The following is a 21359-nucleotide window of genomic DNA, read 5'->3' on the forward strand; positions in this document are numbered from 1 at the left end:
ACTGCGTGGGTAGCTCACCTTTTTTTTATTTTCCTTTTATCAAGCATTTTATTGCATGATAAAGATTGCAAGAATGATAAAATACAAAGATTTTAAACTTAGAACATCCAAGCAAAGTCATAGCTTCTTTTAATGCTAAATCAGCTGTCCTATAATCAGTTCTTGAATTTGCTTTTTCGCATAAAAAATCATGCACCACACAAGCGCTAAAATACTCACTTTTAAAAGGTGGAAACAAAGACCAAAAAAGGCGTGGGATACTTGCACTATCAGTTTTAAAGCCTTGTGGTACAATGCCTTTATAATTTGGCAAAGAAAAAGCATAATCACTAATCACTTCAAACCTGTCCTTATCGTATGGCTTTACACAAACCCTTTTTAATTCTGTTTTAGTCATTTTTCACTCTCCCAAACAATTAAATCAAGTTCTTCTTTGCTTTGTGCATTTCTAGCTTTTTCTTTTAAAGCACTTGCTTTAAAAATAGTTTCTTGCACAAAATAAGCCATGCTACTTGCAAAGAGTTTAAACTCTTCCACACTAAATCTTGTAGTTGAATTATCAAGTGCAATCCAATCAATATAAGGAATTAAATTAGGATTAACAAGAGCATTGGTTACTGCTCCATTAATTCTTAACTGATCTTCATTAGAACTTTGATAGATTTTACCTTTAAAAGAAAATCCACCATTTAGAATATTTTCTTTTTTTGCATTAATCTCGTTGATTTTTAACTCTTTTGCCTCGTTTAAAAGTTCTTCTTCGCTTTTAGGAGGATTTATTAAAGAGTTAAATTCTTCTTCGCTAATAGGTGTTAAGCCTGTTTTAATTTGCTCATCGCTCACTTCATCCTCATAAGCATAAATTTGATTATTATCGTTTTTGTCTATAAAATATTTCATTTTTTCTCCTTATTTGCTTGATGCTTATCTAAGCTCCATAAAAGATACAATGCTTTTGCTTGGGTAAAATCCGCTGTGTTCTGGTGTATTTAATCTGTATTGCCCATTTGGTGGAATGATTCCAAAACCAAAATAAGTTCGACTTACTCCACCATTGGATAATGAAGTTTGAAACATAGAAACTACAAATTGCTCACTACAAGAAAAACTGACACCCCCACTTGCACTAGCATTAACTTGAAATTTGGCTGCTATGGGTTTTCCTGTATTATTTGTATAAGCTACATCAAAGGCTCTCGAAACATTTTGCCAAGCTTGATTTACTCCCAATCCTCCTATTAAGCTAGGAGCTTGTTCTTTTAAGGTAGCTAAATTTACAAATTGATTGTCATTTGTAGCTTTTATAGAGCTTGTAGGTAGTTTGGTAAAGTTTTTAGCTCCTGTAATGGTTTGATTAGTAGCTAAAGTAACATATTTGGCAATTTCTGTATTAAATTTATTTTCTAAAAGATATTTAGCAAACTCACCCCATACTTTTTTAAACTCTGCATCATATTTTTGCGTTAAAGCATCAATTTTAAGATTGAGTTCCACTTTAATAGCATCCACATAATCACGACTTGCCATAATCACACTAGGATCTAGTTTTAAAATAACTTCCTCTGCATTAGAAAGCTCCATGACAATTTTTATCATAAGCTCTTTAGCACTGCCTTCTTTTAAGATAGGTTTATAAGTGCGTGGGACATTTCCAACTGCAAGCAAATCTCCTGCTTCATCATAAATGCCTACTGCATTAACCTCAAACCCGCCCACATCGCTTGGCACATGACACATTAAATTCACATAGTTTGGATTGCTTTCATCCATGCTTTTGCTACTAATATTAGCTTCATATACAATCTCTTCTAAGCTTTGCATTTCTTCACTGGGCAAAATAACTTTTGAACTTAATTTAAAGCTTTTTAAATTGATACCATTTCCACTTGCTCTTGCGGCAATAAATTTAGCAATGCCAATTTTTGTTAGTATGGTATAGTATTCACTTTTTGCCATTAATACACTCCTTTAAAATCAATATTAGTTCTTGTTATTTCACACATAAAAACACCCATTGCATTTAAACTTGGTTTCTGATTGTTTTCAATTTGCGTGGTTTGAAAAGGTAAGATTTCTATAGTTTCTCCACTTATTTGTGCATTAGCATTAAAACTATCATTTTTACTTTCAATCTCTATTTCAATTGCTTCTAAAACGCTTCTAACATTTTTAAAATCATAAATTAGTCTTTCTAAAGTATTAAGCGTTCTTTCATCAAAGCTAACATTAGTTGTGCTTACTTTAACTTTAAAAAAATAAGGCTTTCCACCATAATTAAACCACTCTTTAACCACTGCAGTAGGAAATACGGCTCTTAAAGCTTCTTTTATAGCCCAAGTTGTGCCGTTGTATCTATCTAAAAGCAAGGCTTTAGATATAAGCTTTCTTGATTCTTTTTCATTTAAACCATCAATACTTACATCATAAGCATTAGCTAAAATTGACAATAATCTTTCATCGCAATTTAGAGCTAGATTTGTGATACTAGCTAAATTTAAATCTTCAAATCTTGTTTTAGCACTTAAATCAATGGCTTTGCTTTGTTTTGGATGGTGGTTTAGTATTAGTGTATTCATAGTACTGCCTTTTTTATGCTATCACTTTGTGCAAACGAAATTCGCCCAAAGTCGCTTTTACTGAAGGCTTCCCGACCCATTGCTACGCAATGCCCCTTCATAGTACTGCCTTTTCATAACTAAGTGAAAAGCTAAGGGTTGCAAACTCATCATCAGCTATTATTATATTTTCTAAGGGCAAGTCTTTTAATTCTTGCTCTTCTTCATTTATGATTTTTTCTTTAATGCTTAAAATTTCGCTTTTATAAACTCCGTCCTGATGAAGGCATTTATAAATAAATCCCAGTGCTAAATCCACACTTAAATCAAAGTCCTTTTGCAAAGCATTAATCTTCTGGCTTATTTCATTAGCCCTAGAAAGCTCTAAAAGCAAAAGTTTGGCATCTACGATAAACTCTCTTTTTTTAGCTAATTCTACATTTACTTCATCAGTTAAAGGTCTTCGCTCATCCGCACTTAAATACTCTTTAACCACATCAACGCTTAATTCATCTTCACTTTTAATGATAACTCTTACTTTTCCTGCTCCATTGTTTAAAGCTTTTATGGAAGCTACTTTTGCACTTGCGCTTAAAGCGTGATAGATATAGCCTTTTTCACTTCCTGCGGTTGAAAAACGATGTACACTCATTATGGCTCTTTCTCTTAAAGCCTCATCGCTTTCTTCACTGGCTCCACCTTTGAAAAATTCTAGTTGTTTAATCTTAGCCACAAAAGGCAGTGGGGTTTGTAAAAACTCGGTTTTACTTTCTTTGCTTTGAATAAATTCATCAAGTTCTAAAATACCTTGTGCTTTACTTTGCCCTTTTTTAATCACCACTTCTTCTTTTAAAGTGGCAAGGTCTGCTTTTTCATTTGAAAAAATTGCACCTTTTGGGATGATGACATCATAAGTAAGTAAAGTATTTAATTCAAACTCTACTTTAGCTGTGGGCTTAACCCCTTTAAGCCTTTGTATCAAATAGCCATTAGCTACTACATTATCTAAATCACTTCCCTTTGCATAATGAAGATAAGTTGCTTTTATACTCTCATTAATTCTTGCTCTAATTATCATTTCTCTATAAGCTAAAGCTTCTAAAATGGCTTTAAAAGGGTCAGATTCTAAAAGCTCTACATTATCTTTTAAAAAGCTTTTAAAAAGTTCTTCATAGGCTTTTAAAAGCTTTTCATAATCAAGCTCTTCTATGATTTGTGGATAAGGGATATCCTTTAAAAAGCTTTGTTTAAAATAGCTATCATTTGCACTTAAAAGCTCACTCATTTGCCTAGCTCCATGGTTAAATCCCCATAATTTTCAAAAAGCAAGGTAATGCTTAATTTATTGTCTTTACACTCATTAAGTCTCACACCTTTTAGCTTTACTCTTTTTTCCCACTTTGAAATTGCTTCTGCAGTGTATCTAGTAAGTTTGATTTTAAAATCATCATCGATTTTTCTATCTATGAGTGTATAAAGTAAAGAACCATATTCAGGTCTCATTACTCTTGAGCCTAAAGGAGTGATTAAAATGTCTTTGATACTTTCTTCGATGCTTACCATGTAATTCATTTTAAACCTTTGTAAAATTCAAAAATGTTTTCTAGCATTTGCGAAAATCCTAAAAACATAAAAGCTATAAAAAAGCCTATAAAAATGCTTTTAATAAAGAAGTTTAGGTTTAAAAAAGCATAAAATGCCCCCATGCAAAAGAGCATAAAAAAGACTAATGAAAATAAAAGCAAAAATAATTCTTTCATAGTTTTTCCTATCTTGGCGAAGCTGTGGCACCACAAGTACAAGAATGGATATGATTTGTTAAATCACCTTTGCTATCGCTTATATTTCCACTAACTTGTAAATTGCCTATTAAGTTTAAATTTCCTTTTATGCTAAAAGTACCACTTGCCCCACCTTCGCCACTTGTAGAAATTGCTCCTGCAATTTGAGTATTACCATTTAAATTAATACTTGGAGCGTTAAGCGTTATGGTATTAGCGTTTGTAGTATGATTTTTAGTATTTAAGGTGTTGTTTTGGTTATGGGTGGTTTTATCTACACAAGTGATATTTATATCTTTAACCACATCAAGTTTTAAAGTACTACTCTTAGAGTTGTATTCTAAATGCGTTCCATCTTCAAAATCTATATTAAAAGTATTTTCATCTGTGTTTTTTGCTCTATGTTTTTCTTGGTAAAGCCCACGCAAAATAACTCCACTATTTAAATCCCCACGCACAGGTATGACTAATACTTGCTCTCCTATTCTTAAAGGAGAAAAGCTCACTGCATAAGAATTAGCTAGACTTTGAAAAACACTTAAAAAATCCGTTACCATATCTCCAATAGCAACCTTAGCTTTACCTTCTTTAATGTCGCAAATGATGCCAAGTTCGTTCATTATAGTTTTTCCATTTTTTTATTAATTAACTTTTCTACAAGTTGCTCAATTTTAAGCAATGCATCTGTCCCCATATAAGCTGCAAAACCACCCACTGCAACGCTAAGCTTTATGCCAAAATTAAGATAATTTACAATTTCAAAAACTAGATATGCCACAAACATAGAGCCTAGCATACCTTTTAAAAAGAGTGTAAATTTACCTTTTAAATTAAGAGCTTTGCTTAATTTATTTTTTGTTACAATTCCTACAAGTCCAGCTATAAAGCTTACTATCATTAAAACCATATATACAAATATATCTTCTAATTTCATTGCTAGTTCCTTGTAAAAATTTCAAATAAATATAATAAAGCTAATGCAAAAGTTGAAAACAAAAGAGCTATAAGAAGATCTTTTGCAATGCTTTTTTGATTTATCATTTTATTATTTTCTTTCATCTTTCTCTCCTGTGCAAAGCTTGGCTATATTTTCAACTTCTAAGTAATATTTAGAGATTTCTTTAGCACTTTCTAAGTCTTTTTTGTCTAAAGGCTTTAAAGGAAGTTTTAAAGGGCATTTAATAGGAACTTTAACTTCTTTGATTTCAGTTTTAATCAAAATATCTTTAGAAGCACAAGCGCTTAAAAAAACAAAAGGTATAATTAATAGGAAAATTCTCATTTTATCATTCACTTTTCTGCTCCTAAAATATTAAATAATTCTTTATAAGCTTTAAGTTCACTCTCACAGCTTTTATCTTTAATAAAAACCTTATCCACTTTTAAAACTTCTTTTAAAGTCTCTTTGGGCTTTAAATCAAGTTTTAATTTATCAATAGCTTTATTTTGCTGGGCTAATTTATCTTTAAAAACATTGATTTCATTGCTAAAATGCAAAGCTTTAAGTTTTAGATTTTCATTTTCTAAAGCTAAAGCATTGTTTTTTAAATATAAAAAACCACAAAGAGCAATTAGAACAAAAAAAGCTATTTTTAAAGGACTTAAAAACCTTGATAAAATAAAACTAAACACAATCTTTTCCTTATGGATAAGTCCATCTTGCTTTTTTGCCTCTAGTGTCTAAATGTACAAACCCAGCATAAGGATCATTAAAATTATGCTTTATGGCAATTCCCAAGCTCCTTTCGCCATAGGTGTTTAAAACATATTGATGAACTTCTTCTGTTTTAACTCCTTTAACCACAAAGTCTGCTGCACTTCCTATAGTGTGTTGGCTTTTAGGGGCTCCACCAACCTCTGCATTATGCTCTTTGCAGCGATATCCACTATTTATAATAACAGGAGCATTGTAATGTTCTCTGATTTCACAAAGAATGTCTATAAGCTCATCACTTGGCACATTTTGAGGCAATTCACATTTGCCGCATTTACATTTAAATTCGCTTTCTTTAAAATAAGGGTTATTTTTCATTTTCACTCCTTTAAATGTCGTAAGTTTAGTTAAAAAGCTGACCCAAAAACTAGAAAAATTTTGTGCTAAAACTCTTTGAAAAAATAATTTGCTTGATTAAAAAAAGAACTCATTTTAAAATTGCCGCTAATTTTTAAAGGATGAAAATGCTTAAAAGTTTTGAAAATGAGCTTTTAGAACTATTAAAAGATTTTAAAGCAAAAATGTATTTAGGCGAGTTTGAAGACACCCAAAATATAGCAAGTTGTATTAATAATTTAGATGCTTCGCTTTTGCTTGATTTTGAAGGAGAAAGTTATAAAGATTTAGAAAATAAAGTGGGAACTTGGAAACTTTATATTTTAACCCATACAAAATCAAAAGCTCCTAAACACAGAATTGATGCTAAGCATAAATTATTTGATGCAATAGAAGCTGTTGATAAAGTGCTTTTAAATGCAGAACCTAGCAATGGTTTTAGAATAGAGCTTAAAGATCTTAAAAAGGTTTACGAAGGAATAAGCGATCATGGCTATTTAAGCATTTATGCAAGAACTTTGCAAAGTAGCTTTTTATCAAAAGATGATTTTTTAAGGATTTAAAATGCTTTTTATCAATAAAGAAAATTTAGTCGAAGTTAGCAATGATAAGCCCATAAAAGTGGCAATTAAGGGTGAGTGGAAAGGGCATAATAATGGCAGGTTTAAGGTTGATGATAAAGATTTAAACTCAATGATTGATAATTTTAATCAAAAAAAGATTGATTTGGTTATTGACTATGAGCATCAAAGCTTAAAAAATGAAAAAGCACCTGCTGCAGGTTGGATTAAAGAGCTTTATTTGGAAAATGATGCCTTAATGGCTAAGGCTGAGTTTAACGAAGAGGCTAAAAAATATATAACAAATAAGCAATACCGCTATTTATCCCCTGTGTTTGAATTTAATTCAAAAGACAATAAAAGTGGAGAACTAGTAAGAGCTAAGCTTCACTCAGTCGCACTAACTAATACGCCATTTATTGATGAGCTAGGCGAACTTATTGCTAACAAAAATAATATTCATCAAAACAAAGGAGAGAAAATGGATGAAAAAATCAAAGAGCTAGAATCTCAGATTATAGCTTTAAAAAATGAAAATAGCTCACTCGCTTTACAAAATGAAGCTTTAAAAAAACAAAACGAAGAAAGCGTTAAAAACTTAGCAAGCTCTTTAGTTGATAATGCTTTAAATAGCGGAAAAATTGCTAATTCCCAAAAAGAATGGGCGCTAATGTATGCTTGTAAGGATTTAGAAGGCTTTAAAAGCTTTTTAGATACCGAGAATGATCAAGTGCAAGTTCCAAAAAATAATGTTTTTGCAAATAAAAACACAGCAAAAACTAATGAGTTTGATGTTGTGAAAATGATGTTAGGGGATTAAAAATGGCTAAAGCTAAAAAAGAAACCCAAAACCTAGAAAATGAAGACTTGGAAACTGGAGACTTACCTAAAGCTTTGTCTTTAGAAGATGAGAACCTAGTCAATGAAGAAGCTGTGAGTGAAAATGAAACCACTAAGGAATTTATAAATGAAAAAGGAGAAGAAATGCCATCAAAGGTCACACCAAAAAGCTTAAGCAATGATCCTTTAATTGCTATGCCAAAAAGCCTTGAAAGTTTTATCAATAAAGATTTGTTTTCAATTAATGCGAAAATAGATCTTGAAACTAATGGAAGCTTAGCTCTTGGAACGCTTTTAATCAGCGAAGATTTTGGAGAAAGCTTTAAAAAATGTCCAAATGAAGATATTAGTGCAAAAGAAAATGTTAAATTAGCAATGCTTAAAGATCACGCTCTTAGTTCTGGAGTTTATGGGGTTTTATTAGCAGGAGAAATCAATTTAAAAGGCGTTCATGTAAGTGCGGTTAAAAAGGCTTTTATGCAAAATTTAATTATTAATACTAAGGAGTAAAAATGGATTTAGAGCAACTTTTGGAACTTTTTTCAAGTACAAAAATAACTGAAGTTATTAATCAAACCAAAGCTTCACCTCGCTTTGTAAGTGATACTTTTTTTAAGGATAAAATCCCAAGTTTAGAGAGCACCGTAAGGGTTGAAATTATAAAAGGTGCTGGAATTGTTTTAAATAGCATTTCAGATAATGGGGAACATTCTTTAGAAAATACTAAAGACGCTTATATTTTAAATATACCTTTACCACGCTTTGCATTAGCAAAAAGAATCAGTGCGAGTGAGATTAATTCTTTAAGGTCTTTAGCATTACAAGAAGCTCAGGCTAAAAGCTTAAGTGGAGCTCTTGGGGTTTTGGTTAAAGAAATGAAAGAAAGCTTTAACACTACACTTGAATATATGGCAAATGGTGCTTTATTTGGCAAGATTTTAGATGGCAAAGGAAATGTGCTTTTTGATTTTGGAAGTGCAAGTAAGAAAGCTGTTAGTGTTAAAAAAGATGGGAGTGTGACTTTAGCCAGCATTTGTGATGCGATTGATTCAGCAATTATTGATGAATTTGGAACAAGTGCTGATTATGAAGTGCTTTGTGGAAATGAACTTTTTGCGGCTATTTCTAACTTGGCATTAAGCGAAGATCTTTATAAAAATCATCTTGCAAGTAGGGATGAGAAAGATAAGTCCTTAATTTTATATGGCACCAAATATCGCCGTTATAGTGCAAAATATAAAAATACAAATGGAAAAAGCGTTGAATTTTTAAAAGGCACTGAGGGTATGGTTGTGCCAAAGGATAATTCTAATCGCATTTATTATACAAGAGCAAATCATACTGATGCTTTAGGAAAAGCACCAAGTTTAATGTTTGTTTCTAAGCCTGAGATTTTACCTCGTGGGGCTGGAATTGAAATTGTAGGCGAAATGAGAGCCATGCCAGTTTGCACCAGACCAAATGGACTTATTAAGCTTGTTTTAGAGTAAAACGCACAATTTTAGCTTTAAAGGCAAAAAATGCTTTTAAAGCTAAAAAGATATTAGAAAAAGATTTTAAACGATTTTAACCATATTTTAACCACATTAAAAAAGGTTTTTTAAATGAATTATCAAGACATTTTAGAAGAAAAGCTTATCACAGAAACTAAAACGCATTTTTTTATGATAGATGAAAAGGATTTAATCAAAGAATTAAGCGTTCATGCCATAGCAGAGCTTAGCGATTTAAATGCTGATGGGGTTTGTGATAAAGAAGTGATTGATGATGCTATTAATGATGCACAAAGTTATATTGCAAGTTTTATAAAGATACCTAAAAACCCAACTCCTCTTTTAAAAGATATCTGTGTAAAGCTTACAATTATGGAATTAAAACGCCGAAATGATTTTCCAAAAGAAAGCTTAGAAGAGATTAGAGAGTGGGCTAATGATTTACTTTTAAAAATGGCAAATAAAAAAATTCCAACTGAAATCAACGAAGATAACTTTATCCCACAAAACAAAGTTAGAGCGTTTAAAATTAAAAGAAAAAGAATGGATTTAAGGAGATTAAATGGCTAAAAATTTAACTTCCACCACAAAGCCTAAGATGGCAAAGGTCGGGTGTGGCCTTCAGGTGGGTGCAGAGAGTGAAACTCCTGCTCGTAAGGATAAATTTACTTCATCCGCGAAGTCTCAAAACAACTTAAAAGATTTAGCAAAAGAACTTTATATTGCAGGTTTTGATATATTTAAAATTGCAAAAATTTTAAACCGCAATGAAAAAACGATTAGAAACTATAAAGCCAAAGATGGCGATTGGGATAAGCAAAAAGCTAATCTTTTAACTTCAAAAATAAAAGATAAAGAAAGTGCCTCATTATATGAAAGTTTTACTGAGCAAATGTTTTGTGCGATTGAAAATATAAATACTGATGAAAAAATGAATGCAGAAAAGAAAACTGAAGCCATTGCAAGGATAGGCGATAGCTTTTCAAAAATGAGAAAGGTTGCAAGATTAGAAGATCCAAGTAGCTATCGTTTAAATGTTGCTAAAAAAGTGGTTGAAATTATCATAAGTCATTTAAAAAATGATAAAGATTGCGTAGCAAAACTTGTATCACTTTTAGAAAGTGGAGTGATAGAAAAAGAAATTTTAGCAATGGATATTTAATGCTTTTTTCCAAAGAAGAACTCGATGAGTTTTTAATCTCAAACGAACAAAAGCACGAAAACACTCCAAATGAACTAAAAGGTGCTATGCAAAGAAAAGACTTTTTAGAATGGATGGATGAGCTAAAAAATGAATTAAAAACTCAATTTTTGCATGAAAGCCATTTAGATCCTACTTTAAAAGAAGAAAGAATTAAAAGAGCGAGTGTGGATTTTGATTATTTTGCAAGAACTTATTTTCCGCATTATTTTACCATTAAAGGAGAATGCGGCTTACATTTGCACTTAAATGAAGTTTTTACAAAAATCGCACTTAAAAAAGAAAGCAAAGGTGAAAAACACGCCATAGCTGCACCAAGAGCTCATGGTAAATCCACCTACACTTCACAACTCTTTCCTTTGTGGTGCTTAGTTTTTAATTATAAAAACTTTATAGTAGAGATTTCAGATGCGGTCGAACTTATGGAAGGAATGCTTGAAGCTATTAAAGCAGAGCTTGAAGATAATCCGCATTTAAAGCTTGATTTTCCCGAAGTAGTAGGAATTGGCAAGACTTGGCGTGTGGGGGAATTTGTTAGCAATAATGGCGTAAAGATTAAAGCCTTTGGCAGTGGTAAAAGACTGCGTGGGGTTAGATATGGGGTTAAAAGACCTGATTTAGTTATTTTAGATGATTTAGAAAACGACACTAATGTCAGAAGTAAAGATCAAAGGGATAAATTAGAAGATTGGGTGGATGAAGCGGTTTTAAACTTAGGGAGTGCGGATGGAAGTTTAGATGTGCTTTATATTGGAACCATTTTACATAATGATAGCGTGTTATCTAGAAAATTAAAGCTTGGTTTTTGGAATCCTAAAGTCTTCCGTTCCATCGAAGAGTTTCCACAAAGGCTTGATTTATGGGATGAATACGCCACGCTTTATAGAAATACTGATTTTAATACCGCTCATCAATTTTATTTAAAAAATAAAGTTTTAATGGATAAAGGGGCAAAAGTTCTTTGGGATGAAGCTAAAAGCTTAGAAGATTTAATGAAGTTAAGAGCTGAAAATCTAAAAGCTTTCAATAAAGAGCAACTCAATAATCCAAGAAGTGAAAATCAAATCTTTAGTCTTGATGGTATTAATTTTTATGATGATTTACCACCCATTAATCAGTATTATATGTATATTGACCCAGCAGGAGAAAAAGCAAAAAGTGACTTTACTGCGATTACCATTATTGGCAAAGGTGCAAAGGGTTTTTATGTAGCAGAAAGCATCGTAAAAATCTTAAAAGCACAAAGCATTATAAAAACCATTTTTAATCTTCAAAAGAATTATAAATGTCGCTTGATTGAAATTGAAACTAATGGCGGTCAATTTTTCTTAAAAAAATGGTTACAAGAAAAAAGCTTAGAAAGTGGAGTTTTTTTGCCTTTGCGTGGCAAAAACAATAGCGTTAGCAAGTTTGAACGCATTGAGAGTTTAAGCCTTGCTTTTGAAAATGAAGAGCTTTTTTTACATAAAAGCCAAACTATGCTTATAAATCAACTTTTAGAATTTCCAGAAGGGAAAAATGATGATGCACCTGATAGCTTAGCAGGAGCATTTTTATTAGCAAGAACTAAAAGTAGCATTAAAAGAAGAAAGCATCATTTTAACTCTGTTTCAAGAATAAGGCGTTTTTAAAGGAAAAATATGAAAAAAGAAATCAAATCCAAAAGAGAAGTGATATTAAAAAACAATAGTCTTATAAACACTCTTATAAACTCAAGCTATTTAAATGTGCTTAAAATCAGCGAGAACGATCAAAAAATGATTTTTAAAGATCTAAGCTTTACTCAAGCTCATCAATCACGAAGGAGTGTGATTTTAGCAAAAGAGCTTCAAATCGTTTGTGAAAACGAAAAAATAAAAGAAAGCTTTGAGTATCTTTTCAATCCTGATTTATTAAGTCAAATCTTAGAAACCTATCTTTATGGGCTTAATGTATTTGAAGTTAATTACAAGTTAAAAGATGGTTTTTACTATCCAATCTTAAAACAAAGAGATTTTAGAAATTTTGGCTTTAATGAAAATGATGAGTTAGTTTATAATGGCAATGGTTGCGAAGAAATTGTGGAAGATAAAAAAGCAATTTATGGACTTTTTGGCTCTAATTTTTTATTTAAAAATGGCGATGCCTTATTAACAAAGCTTTATTTTCCAGTAAAGCTTAAAAATGCAAGTTTAAAGTTTTGGATGGAGTTTTTAGAAAGATTTGGTTCTCCTTGGGCAGTTGCAAAAACAGATAGCGATCCTGATGCACTAGCTTCTGAAATTCATCAAATGTTAAATGGCGATAGTGCGGTCATTGATAAAGAAGAAGAGCTTGATTTAATCCAGCCAAAGGCTAAGGCAAATTATAATGAAATAATAGATTACTTAGATAATCAAATAAGAAGCGTGGTTTTAGGAGCTAATTTAAGTTCTCAAGTAAGCGGAGGTTCTTTAGCAGCGGCTGAGTCACATAATCAAATAAGAAAAGATTTAGCCGCCCAAGATGGACAAATCGTTCTTTTTATTTTAAATCGTGCCATTAAGTTTTTCAAAGAAATCAATCATTTTAAAGATGAACTCTATGTGCAGTTTTTTAGCGAAGCAGAACCAAAAAGTGAGCTTTGCGAAAGGGATTTAAAACTTTTTAACATGGGCTTTTGCTTTGATGAAGAATACATTAAAAACACTTATAATGTAGAGGGTGAGCTTATAAGAGAGACTTTAGAAAAAAAAGACTTTAAAGATTTAGAAAATGATAAAAAAGTCTTTGAAAACAAAGTAAAGTTAGAGAGCTTTGAAGAAGATTTTATTGACAAAGGATTAGAACAAAAAGAATACTTAAAAGTCGATGAGAGCATGTCAAAGTTTTTTCAAGAGCAATTTGAAAGCATTGTAAAAGATTGTAAAGATTTTAACGAGGCACTCAATAAACTTAAAGAAAATTTTTCTAGTTTAGAGCAAAGCGAGTTTGAAAAACATCTTTTTATAGCTTTAAATAATTCCAGTATTTTAGGATACTTGGAGGATTAAAATGACAGGTGCAAAAATAGGATTTTTTTCAGAACCTACTAAAGCTGTTGATTTTTTAAAAAATAAAAAGCCAGAGCTTAGTTTTGATTATGATGAACTTTCATATTCAACCCATAAAAAAGTCTTTACTATTGCTAAGCTTATGGATGAAAGCTTGTTAAAAGATATGCAAGATACTTTAGTAAATGCTATTAAAAATGGGGATAAATTTAGCACTTGGAGTAAGATTGCAGAGGAGAAATTAAAAGCTAAAGGTTGGTGGGGTTCAAAGGAAGTTATAAACCCTAAAACAGGTGAAGTTAAAAAAACTCATTTTAATAGTGCAAGATTAAAAAAAATCTTTGAGGAAAACTCAAGAAAAGCTAAAGCTAAAGCTATCTATGAAAATCAAATGAAAAGCACTAAACCTTATTTTAAATACTGCACCCAAAAAGATTCTTTGGTTAGGGACAAACACAGAGCCTTTGATGGCATAGTTTTACATAAAGATGATCCTTTTTGGGATAGTCATTATCCGCATGTAACTATGCATGATTATGGTTGCAGGTGTTATGTTTTAGAAGTAGGTGAAAGTGAAGTTAAAGGCCTAAAAATACCACCATCGAATGCCAAAGAAAGCGAATTTAATGGCTTTAATGATGAAGAGCTTTTAGATGAGCTTTATAAACAAAAAAACACTGAAGTCATTCAAAACTTTATAAAGCTTGATATGTTAAGTGCAGCGGCTAAAAAAACAAAAGAAGTTAAAAGCTTCACTCATCAAAAAGAACTGTACACTTGGCAAAAAAGCTTAGATGATATGGTGGATGAAGTCATCATTAAAGATAATCAAAAATATCCTATCAATTTCATACAAGTAGGTAAAATGGATAAAAGCACCAAAGAGTTTTTAGAAAAACTTAATAAAAAAGACTTAGAAGACTTATACTTTACACTGAGCAAAAACAATCTTTTACACGCAAGTCCTAAAAGAAAGGCAAGTTATAATCAGGCTTTAAGCGCGGATGAAATCAAGCAAATTGTTAAAGTTTTAGATGAAGCAAAAGAAGTGTATTGGGATAATGCAAATAATTCTTTATTGTATTTCTTTGAAGATAAAAAAGATGCTAGTCGTATCAATAAAATTGTAATTACCCCTGATTATAAGCTAAAGAAGTTTGGTAAAACCAATGCAATGGTTACATTAGGAAAAGTAGAAGCGATTAATAAAGATAATAAGACATATATTAAGATCAGATAAGGCGGTGAGACTTGCACTCACAATACATACCCCAATTAATTTGGACTATCCTACTACTACATTTTAGGTATCAACCTTATCTAATTAAGATAATTTTAGCTTGATGAAACTAAAAAGGAGTTTAAATGGTTTTAGCTTTAGGAGAATTTGAGTTTAAAGCTTTAAATTTTGATAATTTAGAAAGAAGCTTAGAATATAACATACAAAGTCAAAATAGGCTTAATAATCATAATGCTTTATTTGCAAGTTCTAAAGAAAGCGAAAAGATTAAAATACAAGGCAAAACTTTACCTTTAAAAGGGGATAGAAATACTTATTTAGATAAGCTTGAGAATATGGCAAAAGAACAAAGATCTTTTATCTTAACAGGAGCTAATGGAAAGTATTATGGTAAATTTGTGATTTTATCCTTAAATGAAAACAGAAGTGCATTTGTAGATGGAAGTGGCTTTGTAACACAAAGCTTTAGCATGGATTTAGAAAGGGATTTTGATGAGTAAGATTTACATAGCTAAAAACAACGAGAGGCTTGATAGTATAGTCTATAAGCATTATGGGACACTTTTGTATTTTAATCAAGTTTTATTAGCCAATCCAAGATTAGAGCCTCTTTTAAAAACAGGAGATAAAGTGATTTTACCTAGTATTAAAATCAAAGAAAGCAAGGAAAAGGCTTTATGGTAAGAAAACCTAAGTTTAAACTTATTGCCAAAGGTGAGGATATCACAGAAAAACTTTCTAAAAATCTTATTAGCATTAGTTATGAAGATAAAGAAAAAGCTGAAAGTGATGAGATAAGTTTAAGTGTTTTTGGGCTTTATTCCAAGCCACTTTTTGGGGATAGTTTAGAGCTTTGGCTTGGCTTTGAAAAGCTTTATAAATGTGGAAGCTTTAGTGTGAATGTAGTGAGTAAAAACTATACTTCAAATACTACTGAAGTTAGAGCAAGTGCTATTAATTTTAGTGGAAAAGGCAGCGTTAATATAAAAGAGAAAAAGACAAGAAGCTTTGAAAACACTACTCTTTTTACCATAGCAAGAAAAATCGCAAATGAAAACAATCTAAAAATCAAAACAAGTGGCGAGGATCAAAATATAGTAAGCATTTTACAAAATAATCAAAGTAATTTAGAATTCTTGTATAGTATATGTTTTGATTATGGTTTTATTTGCTGTGTAAAAGAAAATACTTTAATCATTACTCCAAAAGATGGTAAGATTGGCGATAATGCTGCTAATATCACAAGCAAGAATGAAAATTTACCCTTATTTGAAATAGCTTTAAAAGAATGTATTTCATTAGAAATTTCAGAAAGTGCTAGAAATGAATATAGTGCCGTAATAGCAGAATGGCAAGATATAAATGAGGCAAAGATAAAAAGCATAAAAGTAGGAAGTGGGGAGAATATATATAAAATGCAAATCTCACAACCAAAAAATGATAATGAAGCTTTTAAAAAAGCACAAGCAAAACTCAATGAGCTTCAAAAAGGTGGATTAAATGGAAGATGTGAGCTTATTGGGCGTGAAATAAGAGCAGGTGGAAAACTTAAGATTAAAGATATTAATATGGATCATTATGAATTTAGTATTAAAAGCGTGAGTCATAGTTTTAATGACCAAGCTTATATAATTAGCGTGGAGTTTGAGAGCTAAAACAAACTTGGTTCTAAATTTTCTCTCAATTCTTTAGTGATTAAATACACCGCATTTAAACTTAAATCGTATTTTTTAGCACATTCCACACTTGCATTTTTAGTGCTTATTCCCTGTTTTATGAGTGTTTTAAAATCCTGTTTTAATTCTTCATCTCTAAGTAAGGTTTTGTAGCTTGGTATATAAATATTTGCACCGCCAAATTCTTTTAAGATTTCTCGTTTGTCGTTATTTTTCACAAAATCAATAAAATATTCAAAGTATTCGTTATTGCTAAGCAATGCTAGTCCTATTTGAGTGTTTTTGCAAATTATAGCAAAAAAGCTAAATTTTATTTAGTAGGGTATAATTTTAAAAAATAAAAAGGAGAATAAATGAAAAAAATAATAAGCGTTTTAATACTTGCTTTAAGCTTATTAAATGCTAAAAGTTTTGAAGAAAGCAAAAAAGAATTAGTAAAATTTTATAATGATCTAGGGAGCTCTTACTGGTATGATTTTTATTGTCAAGCACCTTTTAAGGTTAATAAAAAAGGAAAATATATTAGTTTTGAAGTGATTAAAAGTGATTTATATGCTCCTAGAAACGAATACACCAAAAAAGGAAAAATTAACCAAAGAATCAAACGCATAGAATGGGAGCATATTATGCCCGCCCAAAACTTTGGAAAGCATTTACCTTGCTGGAAAGAAGGTGGCAGAAAAGCTTGTAAAAATGATCCAACTTTTGCAAAAATGGAAGCCGATAAACAAAACCTAGTTCCAGCCATAGGAGAGATAAATGGGGATAGAAGCAATTTTAGATATGCTGAGGCTCCTACTAATTTAAAATATACTCAATATGGAAATTGTAAGGTTTATACTGATTTTAAAGCAAAAAGATTTTATCCTGCAAATTATTCTAAAGGCTGGATTGCAAGAAGCTATTTATATATGAGCAAAACTTATAATATCAGATTATCCGACCAAGAAAGAAAACTTATGGAGGCTTGGGATAAACAATACCCTATGGATGAGAAAGAAAAAAGAATTAGAGCATTACTCTAATTCTTTGCAAACTTTAGCCACAATTTCATCTATATCAATAACCAAGCTTTTATCTTCTTCCTCAAAACTCTCATCAAGTTTTTCTCTGATATTACAAACCACATTAAGCAAAATCCCAAAATCTTTATCAGTTTTAATCTGATGAGTGATTCCATTATGCATTATTTCAAGGCTTGTTCTTTTTGCAGCAAAGGCAATTTGTGAGTGTTTTTCTATGCCTAAGGTTAAAAAAAACTCTGCATCGTAAGAATGTATTTCTAAAATCATTTTAATCTCCTTTTGTTTTGATGAGACAACATTAGCTTCGTTTGGCTTAATGTGTGCTGTTGTTTTCTAAATTTTTTAGCCCTAGGATAACTTTATTAGCATCTTCTATACTTAAATACCAAAGATGCAAAGGTCGCTTTTTTACAATATTATTAATAAACTCTCTTAAAGCCCACTGAGTAGGATTTTTAGCATTTTTACTCCAAATGGCTTGTATCATATTAAGTTGCTTTTTTGTAGCCCTTCCGCTTTTAGTGTTTTCTTTTTTAAAATACCTTGCTTTTTTGGTATTTTGCTTTTTTAAAAACTTTTCATCATAGCCCAAAGTTATAGCAAAGTCCCTAAGTTCATCTATGCTTAAATCCTTACTTGAAGCTTTGCCATATCTTTGATTTAAAACCCAGCGATAGCTTTCATCATCGCTTAAATTAGCATCTTTTCTTAAAGTATGAATGATTTTAATTAAGTGCTTTTTTAAAGTGTTTTGAGTATTCATTTTTTAGCCTTTAAAATTTGCTCTAGTTTTGAAGTGAATTTATCAATATTTGCATTATAAAGCTTATTTTGATTCTTTTTGTATTCTAAATAGTTTTGCTCGTAATCTTTATTTATTTTAGTTTGGCTAGGAATTTGAGTTTTAATAACAGGGCTTATTTCAATTTTATTATCAAAAATAATTTTATCTTGGTTTTTAAACATATATTCAACTAGCTTATTATAAAACTCTCCTACATTCAGTGGTTTTCTTTGCTCATCACAAAGCTCTTTATTAGCATTAATAAAATAAAGATTATCTCCACAATCAACATGCTTTAAAACAGGCTTTCCTAACTCATCATAAACAATGTTACCATCATAATATCTAAGTACAAAAGAATATGAGAAATCTCCTTTTTTTGTTTGAAAAATAAAACGATTTGAAAATGAAATGAAAAGCCATTCTAAAAAAGACTCTATATTTTTGTACCTTAAGTTTAAATCAAGCTCTGCAAAGGCACACACAAGGGAAAGTTTCTCATAACTTGTGCCAACAAATTGTTTTTTTAGCATGGTTAAATCATAGTATTTTTTAAAGCCTAGTATATCTTTTGGTGTTTTAGCTTTAAAATAAAGTTTTTCTATGGCCACAGCTTGAACTTCGCTAATACCAAAAAGCTCTTTTAGCGCCTCTTTTGCATTATCCATTAAAACTCCTCTTCTAGCCAAGAAGCTAAAGCTTTTTGCTTATCTTTATTTTTGTATTTGTTCGCTAACTTTGGAAGCCAAGTTGAATTAAGCGCTCTTTTCCAGCATTTTAAAGGCTTTTTATTAGCCATGAGCCATCTTCCATCGTCTTGCTTATAGTAATTTATAAAACTATCTGCTATAAAATAAGGGATAGAGCAAGAGTTTTTAGCATTAAACTCATCAATGGCTTTAATTAAATCTTCTTTGCTTGGAGGGTTAAATTTCATAACTCATCCCCAAATAAGCTTAATTCTTTGTCGTTGCTGTCTTTATTGTCAGCTTTTAAACTTTTCCAAACAAAAGTGCGACCATTCTCTCCGCCAAGCTCACTTTCCCAAAAAACACCTTTAAATTTCTCTAAAGTATTCCTTGAAAAATTATCACTCCTACTGACATCAAGAGCTAATAAAATCTCACTTGTGCTTAGGCTTTTTTCGTTTAAAAGCTTTAAAACTTTATCTATAAAAGCTTCTTCTTTATCGCTGATTTTAGCGTTTTGCAAGTCGGTGTTTTTAATATTTAGAGTTTTTGTATTGATAAAAAAGGCTTGATCTTTAATTCCTGCTCTTTCTTTTTGCACACTAAGCAATACTTCAAAGCCTTGTTCTAAGTTAGCCACTTTTTGTAAAAAATACATGCAATCACTTGAGTTTCTAATATGATTTGAGCCTTTAAAAGCTCTGCCATCTTTTGTAGAATGGTGTAAAGCCATAATGGTTGCCCCACATTCTCTTAAATTCATGAGTAAAGACATTAAAGACATCATTTTAGTATCATTATCAATATCTGCAAAATTGCGTAAAGAATCAAGTACAAATAAAACCCCTTCATAGCTTCCTGCTACGCCTTTGCCTTCAATCATTTCTAAAAGCTCATAAGCTGAAGTTTTTAAGCTTGATCTGTGAATATAAGTGAATTTGCTTTCATTTAAAATAAGTTCACCAAAACCTCTTTCATTTAAAACATTTAAAGGATTATCCATGTCAACATAAACGATGCTTTTAACCCTTGTATCTTTGCAAAGTGTTTTAGAAATGGCGGCACTTAAATAACTTTTTCCACTTCCACCATTTGCATAAATAATAGTTATTGCTTTTTTAACTAAAAAATCAGGGATTAAAAACTCTAATTTCTCGTTTAAATCTTTATTTTTTAACTTAAACTCATTTAAAAAATCCAAATTCATCTTTTTTCCTTGCTAAAACTTAATCAAGCCCATTAAATCAATGGACTTTGTTAAATTTTTTGGCTTTTTTAACATATTTCATTTTTATGTTAAAATTTTTAATATTTTTTAACATTTCAAAAGTTCAGGATTTTCATGGATATTGCCAATGACACTCATATTTTTATCTGAAACAAGCATTTTTAACAAATTGATATCAGCAGGATTTTTTTTCCTATAAAGGTTTTCATTACAGTCTTTATCATAGATGATTATTTTAAACATTTTATAAGTATTATCTCTTGTAATATAATAAATTTCTTCAAGCGATTCATTTTTGATAATATCATTTTCATAGATTTTATTTCCGTTTTTATCAAAATAGCCAGTCCATAGCTCGATTTCAAATTTATTTCCATTAAGATGCGCCACTCTAGTTAATACATCAATCATTAAAAGAGAAATAAGACACTTATTTGTTTCGTGTCTCTCAGTTTCGTTGTTCCAAATCCTAAAATCAAAATCTTGTAGTTTCATTATTTATCCTTTAAAAAAACTTTTTAAAAAAGCCTTTGTTGCTTTGTTCGTTTTCATATTCTTTTACAAGTTTATTAATATTTTCAACTAATTCGCTTTTTTCTAAAATTTGTGTAATTTCATTATCTAATCTAAAAACTATGTCTTCTTTTTTTCTACTTTCTAAAAAAGCAAGTGTTTCAAGTAAATTATTACCTATAACCCCACAAAGTTTTTGCATTGAAATATCTATATCATTAAGTATTTTTATAGTTTTTGAATTTTGTTTTACACCAAAAAGATAATGGTATTCAACTTCTTTGCTTTGAAATATTTCAAAACATTGCGTATATTGTTCTCCATTAAAAATCTCAAGAACAACAAAATTTTCATCTTGAAATATTCTAAAACTCTTAATTGTTTCTGCTAAGATATAAGTATTATTAATTTTGACTGATTTCATTTGTTATCTCCATTTATGCTTTTTATAGTTTTTTGCCATTCCTCATCGCTTTTAAACTCATTATTAAGTTCTTTTAAAAGTTTAAGTGCTTCATCATTAGACAAATTAGAAACAATAGCTCTTATTCTTTCTAATGGCTTGATATCCTTATGGATAATTCCAAAGAATTCCTCTTGCTCTTTTGTGCTTAAATCTTCAAAAAGTTCAGCCAAATCATGAGCATCTATATCTTCTAAATCACTCGCATCTATGCTTACATTGACATACATTTTTTATCCTTTTGTTTTAA

Annotated in this window: 35 protein-coding genes; 13 read left to right on the plus strand and 22 right to left on the minus strand. The window is 30.6% G+C overall.

The features are described from left to right. Positions 1–25 precede the first annotated feature (25 nt). The 13 genes from FBF06_RS03920 to FBF06_RS03975 all read right to left on the minus strand — a co-directional run bounded on the left by FBF06_RS03920 (position 26) and on the right by FBF06_RS03975 (position 6368). Entirely contained in the window at positions 26–397 is a 372-nt protein-coding gene (locus FBF06_RS03920; RefSeq protein ID WP_043012791.1) for a DUF1353 domain-containing protein, read from the minus strand. After that, entirely contained in the window at positions 394–900 is a 507-nt protein-coding gene (locus tag FBF06_RS03925) for a DUF4376 domain-containing protein (protein WP_057036462.1), read from the minus strand. The genes FBF06_RS03920 and FBF06_RS03925 overlap by 4 nt, the downstream gene beginning before the upstream one ends. 24 nt (positions 901–924) lie before the next feature. Further along, positions 925–1956 carry a phage tail protein gene (locus FBF06_RS03930; protein ID WP_100625241.1) on the minus strand — a complete coding sequence of 344 codons (1032 nt, stop codon included), beginning with the start codon at positions 1954–1956 and terminating at the stop codon, positions 925–927. Then, the gene (locus FBF06_RS03935; RefSeq protein WP_100608269.1) at positions 1956–2576 is read right to left on the minus strand and encodes a phage tail protein I; all 621 of its coding nucleotides are present in this window, start codon (positions 2574–2576) and stop codon (positions 1956–1958) included. The genes FBF06_RS03930 and FBF06_RS03935 overlap by 1 nt, the downstream gene beginning before the upstream one ends. A 97-nt stretch (positions 2577–2673) precedes the next feature. After that, entirely contained in the window at positions 2674–3840 is a 1167-nt protein-coding gene (locus FBF06_RS03940) for a baseplate J/gp47 family protein (RefSeq protein ID WP_100616497.1), read from the minus strand. After that, positions 3837–4127, minus strand: coding sequence for a GPW/gp25 family protein (locus tag FBF06_RS03945; RefSeq protein WP_002795239.1), 291 nt, complete (start codon positions 4125–4127; stop codon positions 3837–3839). The genes FBF06_RS03940 and FBF06_RS03945 overlap by 4 nt, the downstream gene beginning before the upstream one ends. Then, the gene (locus tag FBF06_RS03950) at positions 4124–4315 is read right to left on the minus strand and encodes a hypothetical protein (protein ID WP_002795238.1); all 192 of its coding nucleotides are present in this window, start codon (positions 4313–4315) and stop codon (positions 4124–4126) included. The genes FBF06_RS03945 and FBF06_RS03950 overlap by 4 nt, the downstream gene beginning before the upstream one ends. A gap of 8 nt (positions 4316–4323) precedes the next feature. Beyond that, the gene (locus FBF06_RS03955; protein WP_100608270.1) at positions 4324–4956 is read right to left on the minus strand and encodes a phage baseplate assembly protein V; all 633 of its coding nucleotides are present in this window, start codon (positions 4954–4956) and stop codon (positions 4324–4326) included. Then, on the minus strand, positions 4956–5270 hold the full coding sequence (locus FBF06_RS03960; RefSeq protein WP_002784492.1) for a phage holin family protein: 315 nt from the start codon (positions 5268–5270) through the stop codon (positions 4956–4958). The genes FBF06_RS03955 and FBF06_RS03960 overlap by 1 nt, the downstream gene beginning before the upstream one ends. Positions 5271–5272: 2 nt before the next feature. After that, positions 5273–5395 carry a hypothetical protein gene (locus FBF06_RS10005; RefSeq protein WP_002790262.1) on the minus strand — a complete coding sequence of 41 codons (123 nt, stop codon included), beginning with the start codon at positions 5393–5395 and terminating at the stop codon, positions 5273–5275. Continuing rightward, positions 5382–5630: a hypothetical protein gene (locus FBF06_RS03965; protein WP_002784496.1), complete on the minus strand. Its 249-nt coding sequence runs from the start codon at positions 5628–5630 to the stop codon at positions 5382–5384. The genes FBF06_RS10005 and FBF06_RS03965 overlap by 14 nt, the downstream gene beginning before the upstream one ends. Continuing rightward, positions 5627–5968, minus strand: coding sequence for a hypothetical protein (locus FBF06_RS03970; RefSeq protein WP_100616499.1), 342 nt, complete (start codon positions 5966–5968; stop codon positions 5627–5629). Before FBF06_RS03970 ends, FBF06_RS03965 begins: the two co-directional genes overlap by 4 nt. 10 nt (positions 5969–5978) lie before the next feature. Beyond that, on the minus strand, positions 5979–6368 hold the full coding sequence (locus tag FBF06_RS03975; protein WP_057033856.1) for a D-Ala-D-Ala carboxypeptidase family metallohydrolase: 390 nt from the start codon (positions 6366–6368) through the stop codon (positions 5979–5981). Between the two features lie 146 nt (positions 6369–6514). On the opposite strand from FBF06_RS03975, the gene FBF06_RS03980 reads away from it, so the two are divergent. From FBF06_RS03980 to FBF06_RS04035, 12 genes are all read left to right on the plus strand, one after another. After that, the gene (locus FBF06_RS03980) at positions 6515–6949 is read left to right on the plus strand and encodes a hypothetical protein (protein WP_002873731.1); all 435 of its coding nucleotides are present in this window, start codon (positions 6515–6517) and stop codon (positions 6947–6949) included. Position 6950: 1 nt separating this feature from the next. Then, on the plus strand, positions 6951–7766 hold the full coding sequence (locus FBF06_RS03985) for a phage protease (protein ID WP_002873730.1): 816 nt from the start codon (positions 6951–6953) through the stop codon (positions 7764–7766). Between the two features lie 2 nt (positions 7767–7768). Beyond that, positions 7769–8296 (plus strand): hypothetical protein, encoded by a 528-nt coding sequence (locus FBF06_RS03990; protein WP_038401719.1) that lies wholly within the window; start codon positions 7769–7771, stop codon positions 8294–8296. 2 nt (positions 8297–8298) lie between these two features. Then, the gene (locus FBF06_RS03995) at positions 8299–9276 is read left to right on the plus strand and encodes a major capsid protein (RefSeq protein ID WP_002784507.1); all 978 of its coding nucleotides are present in this window, start codon (positions 8299–8301) and stop codon (positions 9274–9276) included. Between the two features lie 114 nt (positions 9277–9390). Next, positions 9391–9849 carry a phage protein Gp36 family protein gene (locus FBF06_RS04000; protein WP_002855185.1) on the plus strand — a complete coding sequence of 153 codons (459 nt, stop codon included), beginning with the start codon at positions 9391–9393 and terminating at the stop codon, positions 9847–9849. Further along, on the plus strand, positions 9842–10441 hold the full coding sequence (locus tag FBF06_RS04005; RefSeq protein ID WP_002803360.1) for a DUF1804 family protein: 600 nt from the start codon (positions 9842–9844) through the stop codon (positions 10439–10441). Before FBF06_RS04000 ends, FBF06_RS04005 begins: the two co-directional genes overlap by 8 nt. Continuing rightward, positions 10441–12111 (plus strand): phage terminase large subunit, encoded by a 1671-nt coding sequence (gene terL / locus FBF06_RS04010; protein WP_041016314.1) that lies wholly within the window; start codon positions 10441–10443, stop codon positions 12109–12111. The genes FBF06_RS04005 and terL overlap by 1 nt, the downstream gene beginning before the upstream one ends. 9 nt (positions 12112–12120) lie before the next feature. Then, positions 12121–13491, plus strand: a complete 1371-nt coding sequence (locus tag FBF06_RS04015; RefSeq protein WP_004297439.1) for a DUF935 family protein — start codon at positions 12121–12123, stop codon at positions 13489–13491. Position 13492: 1 nt separating this feature from the next. Beyond that, on the plus strand, positions 13493–14731 hold the full coding sequence (locus FBF06_RS04020) for a phage minor head protein (protein ID WP_100608272.1): 1239 nt from the start codon (positions 13493–13495) through the stop codon (positions 14729–14731). A 125-nt stretch (positions 14732–14856) separates the two neighbouring features. Beyond that, on the plus strand, positions 14857–15231 hold the full coding sequence (locus tag FBF06_RS04025; RefSeq protein WP_052777709.1) for a phage tail protein: 375 nt from the start codon (positions 14857–14859) through the stop codon (positions 15229–15231). Beyond that, complete coding sequence (locus tag FBF06_RS04030) at positions 15224–15415, plus strand: tail protein X (protein WP_002784520.1); 192 nt, start codon at positions 15224–15226, stop codon at positions 15413–15415. The genes FBF06_RS04025 and FBF06_RS04030 overlap by 8 nt, the downstream gene beginning before the upstream one ends. Next, positions 15409–16386, plus strand: coding sequence for a tail protein (locus FBF06_RS04035; protein WP_002852060.1), 978 nt, complete (start codon positions 15409–15411; stop codon positions 16384–16386). Before FBF06_RS04030 ends, FBF06_RS04035 begins: the two co-directional genes overlap by 7 nt. Here the strand turns inward: FBF06_RS04035 and FBF06_RS04040 are convergent. After that, positions 16383–16667, minus strand: a complete 285-nt coding sequence (locus FBF06_RS04040; RefSeq protein ID WP_002784523.1) for a Mor transcription activator family protein — start codon at positions 16665–16667, stop codon at positions 16383–16385. The genes FBF06_RS04035 and FBF06_RS04040 overlap by 4 nt on opposite strands. Before the next feature lie 93 nt (positions 16668–16760). On the opposite strand from FBF06_RS04040, the gene FBF06_RS04045 reads away from it, so the two are divergent. After that, a complete protein-coding gene (locus tag FBF06_RS04045) occupies positions 16761–17432 on the plus strand; it encodes an endonuclease (RefSeq protein ID WP_002876312.1) in 672 nt (223 codons plus the stop codon). Here the strand turns inward: FBF06_RS04045 and FBF06_RS04050 are convergent. From FBF06_RS04050 to FBF06_RS04085, 8 genes are all read right to left on the minus strand, one after another. Then, a complete protein-coding gene (locus FBF06_RS04050) occupies positions 17424–17699 on the minus strand; it encodes a hypothetical protein (RefSeq protein ID WP_002784526.1) in 276 nt (91 codons plus the stop codon). The two genes, FBF06_RS04045 and FBF06_RS04050, sit on opposite strands and share 9 nt — an antisense overlap. Positions 17700–17745: 46 nt before the next feature. Beyond that, entirely contained in the window at positions 17746–18195 is a 450-nt protein-coding gene (locus FBF06_RS04055; protein WP_002876315.1) for a regulatory protein GemA, read from the minus strand. Next, the gene (locus tag FBF06_RS04060; protein WP_057031538.1) at positions 18192–18884 is read right to left on the minus strand and encodes a hypothetical protein; all 693 of its coding nucleotides are present in this window, start codon (positions 18882–18884) and stop codon (positions 18192–18194) included. Before FBF06_RS04060 ends, FBF06_RS04055 begins: the two co-directional genes overlap by 4 nt. Further along, positions 18884–19153, minus strand: coding sequence for a hypothetical protein (locus FBF06_RS04065; protein WP_002784531.1), 270 nt, complete (start codon positions 19151–19153; stop codon positions 18884–18886). The genes FBF06_RS04060 and FBF06_RS04065 overlap by 1 nt, the downstream gene beginning before the upstream one ends. Continuing rightward, entirely contained in the window at positions 19150–20112 is a 963-nt protein-coding gene (locus FBF06_RS04070) for a hypothetical protein (RefSeq protein ID WP_057031537.1), read from the minus strand. The genes FBF06_RS04065 and FBF06_RS04070 overlap by 4 nt, the downstream gene beginning before the upstream one ends. A gap of 108 nt (positions 20113–20220) precedes the next feature. Continuing rightward, a complete protein-coding gene (locus FBF06_RS04075; RefSeq protein ID WP_052797554.1) occupies positions 20221–20628 on the minus strand; it encodes a YopX family protein in 408 nt (135 codons plus the stop codon). Positions 20629–20638: 10 nt separating this feature from the next. Beyond that, positions 20639–21070 carry a hypothetical protein gene (locus FBF06_RS04080; RefSeq protein ID WP_002938698.1) on the minus strand — a complete coding sequence of 144 codons (432 nt, stop codon included), beginning with the start codon at positions 21068–21070 and terminating at the stop codon, positions 20639–20641. After that, positions 21067–21339, minus strand: a complete 273-nt coding sequence (locus FBF06_RS04085) for a hypothetical protein (protein WP_071319654.1) — start codon at positions 21337–21339, stop codon at positions 21067–21069. Before FBF06_RS04085 ends, FBF06_RS04080 begins: the two co-directional genes overlap by 4 nt. Positions 21340–21359: the final 20 nt, after the last annotated feature.

Source organism: Campylobacter sp. CFSAN093227, assembly GCF_012897855.1.
Classification (GTDB): domain Bacteria; phylum Campylobacterota; class Campylobacteria; order Campylobacterales; family Campylobacteraceae; genus Campylobacter_D; species Campylobacter_D jejuni.

Coding starts and splice junctions, on each gene's coding strand:
- FBF06_RS04005 (WP_002803360.1), top strand. CDS start 9,842: ATGGCTAAAAATTTAACTTCCACCACAAAGCCTAAGATGGCAAAGGTC.
- FBF06_RS03960 (WP_002784492.1), bottom strand. CDS start 5,270: ATGAAATTAGAAGATATATTTGTATATATGGTTTTAATGATAGTAAGC.
- FBF06_RS03920 (WP_043012791.1), bottom strand. CDS start 397: ATGACTAAAACAGAATTAAAAAGGGTTTGTGTAAAGCCATACGATAAG.
- FBF06_RS03925 (WP_057036462.1), bottom strand. CDS start 900: ATGAAATATTTTATAGACAAAAACGATAATAATCAAATTTATGCTTAT.
- FBF06_RS04035 (WP_002852060.1), top strand. CDS start 15,409: ATGGTAAGAAAACCTAAGTTTAAACTTATTGCCAAAGGTGAGGATATC.
- FBF06_RS03980 (WP_002873731.1), top strand. CDS start 6,515: ATGCTTAAAAGTTTTGAAAATGAGCTTTTAGAACTATTAAAAGATTTT.
- FBF06_RS03930 (WP_100625241.1), bottom strand. CDS start 1,956: ATGGCAAAAAGTGAATACTATACCATACTAACAAAAATTGGCATTGCT.
- FBF06_RS03950 (WP_002795238.1), bottom strand. CDS start 4,315: ATGAAAGAATTATTTTTGCTTTTATTTTCATTAGTCTTTTTTATGCTC.
- FBF06_RS04070 (WP_057031537.1), bottom strand. CDS start 20,112: ATGAATTTGGATTTTTTAAATGAGTTTAAGTTAAAAAATAAAGATTTA.
- FBF06_RS03935 (WP_100608269.1), bottom strand. CDS start 2,576: ATGAATACACTAATACTAAACCACCATCCAAAACAAAGCAAAGCCATT.
- FBF06_RS04080 (WP_002938698.1), bottom strand. CDS start 21,070: ATGAAATCAGTCAAAATTAATAATACTTATATCTTAGCAGAAACAATT.
- FBF06_RS04020 (WP_100608272.1), top strand. CDS start 13,493: ATGACAGGTGCAAAAATAGGATTTTTTTCAGAACCTACTAAAGCTGTT.
- FBF06_RS03945 (WP_002795239.1), bottom strand. CDS start 4,127: ATGAATTACATGGTAAGCATCGAAGAAAGTATCAAAGACATTTTAATC.
- FBF06_RS03975 (WP_057033856.1), bottom strand. CDS start 6,368: ATGAAAAATAACCCTTATTTTAAAGAAAGCGAATTTAAATGTAAATGC.
- FBF06_RS03985 (WP_002873730.1), top strand. CDS start 6,951: ATGCTTTTTATCAATAAAGAAAATTTAGTCGAAGTTAGCAATGATAAG.
- FBF06_RS04050 (WP_002784526.1), bottom strand. CDS start 17,699: ATGATTTTAGAAATACATTCTTACGATGCAGAGTTTTTTTTAACCTTA.
- FBF06_RS04025 (WP_052777709.1), top strand. CDS start 14,857: ATGGTTTTAGCTTTAGGAGAATTTGAGTTTAAAGCTTTAAATTTTGAT.
- FBF06_RS04085 (WP_071319654.1), bottom strand. CDS start 21,339: ATGTATGTCAATGTAAGCATAGATGCGAGTGATTTAGAAGATATAGAT.
- FBF06_RS04060 (WP_057031538.1), bottom strand. CDS start 18,884: ATGGATAATGCAAAAGAGGCGCTAAAAGAGCTTTTTGGTATTAGCGAA.
- FBF06_RS03940 (WP_100616497.1), bottom strand. CDS start 3,840: ATGAGTGAGCTTTTAAGTGCAAATGATAGCTATTTTAAACAAAGCTTT.
- FBF06_RS04015 (WP_004297439.1), top strand. CDS start 12,121: ATGAAAAAAGAAATCAAATCCAAAAGAGAAGTGATATTAAAAAACAAT.
- FBF06_RS03990 (WP_038401719.1), top strand. CDS start 7,769: ATGGCTAAAGCTAAAAAAGAAACCCAAAACCTAGAAAATGAAGACTTG.
- FBF06_RS04045 (WP_002876312.1), top strand. CDS start 16,761: ATGAAAAAAATAATAAGCGTTTTAATACTTGCTTTAAGCTTATTAAAT.
- FBF06_RS04000 (WP_002855185.1), top strand. CDS start 9,391: ATGAATTATCAAGACATTTTAGAAGAAAAGCTTATCACAGAAACTAAA.
- FBF06_RS04055 (WP_002876315.1), bottom strand. CDS start 18,195: ATGAATACTCAAAACACTTTAAAAAAGCACTTAATTAAAATCATTCAT.
- terL (WP_041016314.1), top strand. CDS start 10,441: ATGCTTTTTTCCAAAGAAGAACTCGATGAGTTTTTAATCTCAAACGAA.
- FBF06_RS03955 (WP_100608270.1), bottom strand. CDS start 4,956: ATGAACGAACTTGGCATCATTTGCGACATTAAAGAAGGTAAAGCTAAG.
- FBF06_RS04065 (WP_002784531.1), bottom strand. CDS start 19,153: ATGAAATTTAACCCTCCAAGCAAAGAAGATTTAATTAAAGCCATTGAT.
- FBF06_RS10005 (WP_002790262.1), bottom strand. CDS start 5,395: ATGAAAGAAAATAATAAAATGATAAATCAAAAAAGCATTGCAAAAGAT.
- FBF06_RS04030 (WP_002784520.1), top strand. CDS start 15,224: ATGAGTAAGATTTACATAGCTAAAAACAACGAGAGGCTTGATAGTATA.
- FBF06_RS03995 (WP_002784507.1), top strand. CDS start 8,299: ATGGATTTAGAGCAACTTTTGGAACTTTTTTCAAGTACAAAAATAACT.
- FBF06_RS04075 (WP_052797554.1), bottom strand. CDS start 20,628: ATGAAACTACAAGATTTTGATTTTAGGATTTGGAACAACGAAACTGAG.